Genomic DNA, 2,258 nt, shown 5'->3' on the forward strand with positions numbered 1-2,258 from the left:
CTCCTCGGCCGTGCCTCTGCACCGCCGTGACCAGGGCCGAGCCGAGCGGCACCGGCCGGGACGGTGGGCGCGCGGCGCGGGCCACCGGCGGCCGCCCGGGTCCGGTCTTGAACTGGCCCGCGCGGACGCCCTGCTCGCCCGGCCCGGGCCGCCCGCAGGGCCCCACTGGCCGCGCGCGTCAGTAGTGGGATAATCCAGTTGGGGAGACAGATGTGACGCACTCGGATCGAGAAGCTCGGCGACTCGAAGGGAGGAGGCGTGGTGAGCACCCCCGCCGCCGCTCGCATCGCTGACCTGCTGGAGGACGCACCGACGGCCTCGAACCAGCCCGCACCGTTCCCCGTTCCCGCCCCCGACCGACCGCCGCGCACCGATGGTCCAAGGCTCAACATCACGGTGATCTGGGGTGACCTCGCGCAGATCACGGCCGATCTGCACGTCACGGGCCATTACCAGTCGGTGGTGCCGACCGCGGCGGAACTGGCACTCGACCGGGCCATCTCCGTCGAACCCCGCCGCGTCATCACGGAGCACACCAAGCTGGGCTGGATCGAAGCCCAGTTGGGCGAAGTCACGTACTTCCCCTGCAAGAAGGGCCCCGTGCGGTGCGCCGCCGTCGTCGGCATGGGGCCGATGGGCACCCTGACGGAACGCCGCGCCGTCCAGATGTACGCCTCCCTGCTCGGCGAAGCACTCGGGCTCGGCCACGTCGGGACCATGGCCACCGTGCTCATCGGCTCGGGCACCGGCAATCTCACCGTCAAACAGGCGGCCCGCGCCGTCGTCCGGGGATTCGCCGACGCCCTGGCGCCCCTGGGCCCGCCCGCACCGCCGCCCCGGCTCACCGACGTACTCGTCACGGAGGTCGACCGGCTGCGTGCGGAGCAGCTCCACCTCGCACTCACGGACTCCGCCGCGAAGCTCCCGCAGGTGCGGATCGTCCCCGGGCTGCGTGAGGAGAGCGGCGGCGAGTTGTTCGGGCCATCCGCCGCCGTGTACGCCCTGTCGGCGCTCACCGGCCTCGCCGGGCCGGCGGGCGAGGTCATCCGTGACGGCCTCCCGGGCGGCCCCGGTCCCGGCCCGCCGGCCGGGCAGGACGTCCTGCAGACCGTGCTGGCCGGCTTCGACACGGGCATCCAGGGGATGATCCGCGAGCAGCTGGCGGACCTGGCCTCGGTGGAGCGCACCGAGCTGTCGCTGACGGTCCGCAGACCGGCGGAGGCCCAGGACGACGCGGTGCCCGTCCGGATGTCCGTCCAGTCCGGGGTCGGCGGCCTGCGCTGGGCGGCGCTGACCGGGCGGGCCACCGTACCGGAGCGGCTCGTGCCGGTGGACATGGACCTGCTGCGGGAACTCGTGGACCGGTTGACGGAACCGAGCGTCAAGGACGCGTGCGAACTGCCCGATCTGCTGTCCCGGTTCGTGGTGCCGCCGGACTTCCAGCGGCTGCTCACCGACGACTCGACGGTGCTGCTGGAACTGGACCGGGACACGGCCTCCGTCCCCTGGGAGTTCCTGGCCGAGATCCAGCAGGCCGGTATGGAGATGCGCGATCCCCTGGCGATCCGCACCCAGCTGTCCAGACAACTGCGCACCACCTACTCGCGGGTGCTGACCGAAGGTCTGGCCGACGGACCGCTGCGCGCTCTGGTGATCGGCGACCCGGGAGACCCGGAGAAGGGCTTCCATCTGCCGGGAGCCCGCCAGGAGGCCCTGGCGGTGGCCTCCCGGCTCAAGGAACTCGGGGCCAAGGTCAGCCTCTTCGTCGGCGCGGCGAACTCGCTGCGTCAGCCGGGCATCGACCCCGCCCGGCGCCTGGACGTACTGCGGGTCCTGCTGTGCGGGGGCAATCACATCGTCCACTACTGCGGACACAGCGACTTCGACCTCTCCGGCACGGGACGGCGCTCGGGCTGGGTCTTCGCGGACGGCCTGCTGACCGCCCAGGAACTGGCCCTGCTCGAACGCCCGCCCCTGATCGTCGTCGCCAATGCCTGCTACACGGCCCGGCTCGGCGACGCCACCGGCCCCGGCACCCCGGCAGGAGCGTCCGCCCTCGCGGGCCGCAGCCCCTGGGGGAACCCGCAGGCCGCGCTCGTGCCGAGTCTCGCCGACGAATTCCTGCGCATGGGGGTGGGGCACTACATCGGGGCGGCCTGGCGGATCCCCGACGACCAGGGGATCTCCTTCGCCGATCAGTTCTACACGCACCTCTTCGAGGGCGGGCCCGGCGAGGCGACGCCGACGGTGGGCGGCGC

Annotated in this window: 1 protein-coding gene; it reads left to right on the forward strand. The window is 72.9% G+C overall.

Going from position 1 to position 2,258, the window contains the following annotated elements:
* Window positions 1-261: 261 nt before the first annotated feature.
* The coding region (locus ACWGIU_RS36155) for a CHAT domain-containing protein (RefSeq protein WP_453712320.1) at window positions 262-2,258 on the forward strand (1,997 nt) is incomplete at its 3' end.

This window comes from Streptomyces sp. NPDC054840 (assembly GCF_053611065.1).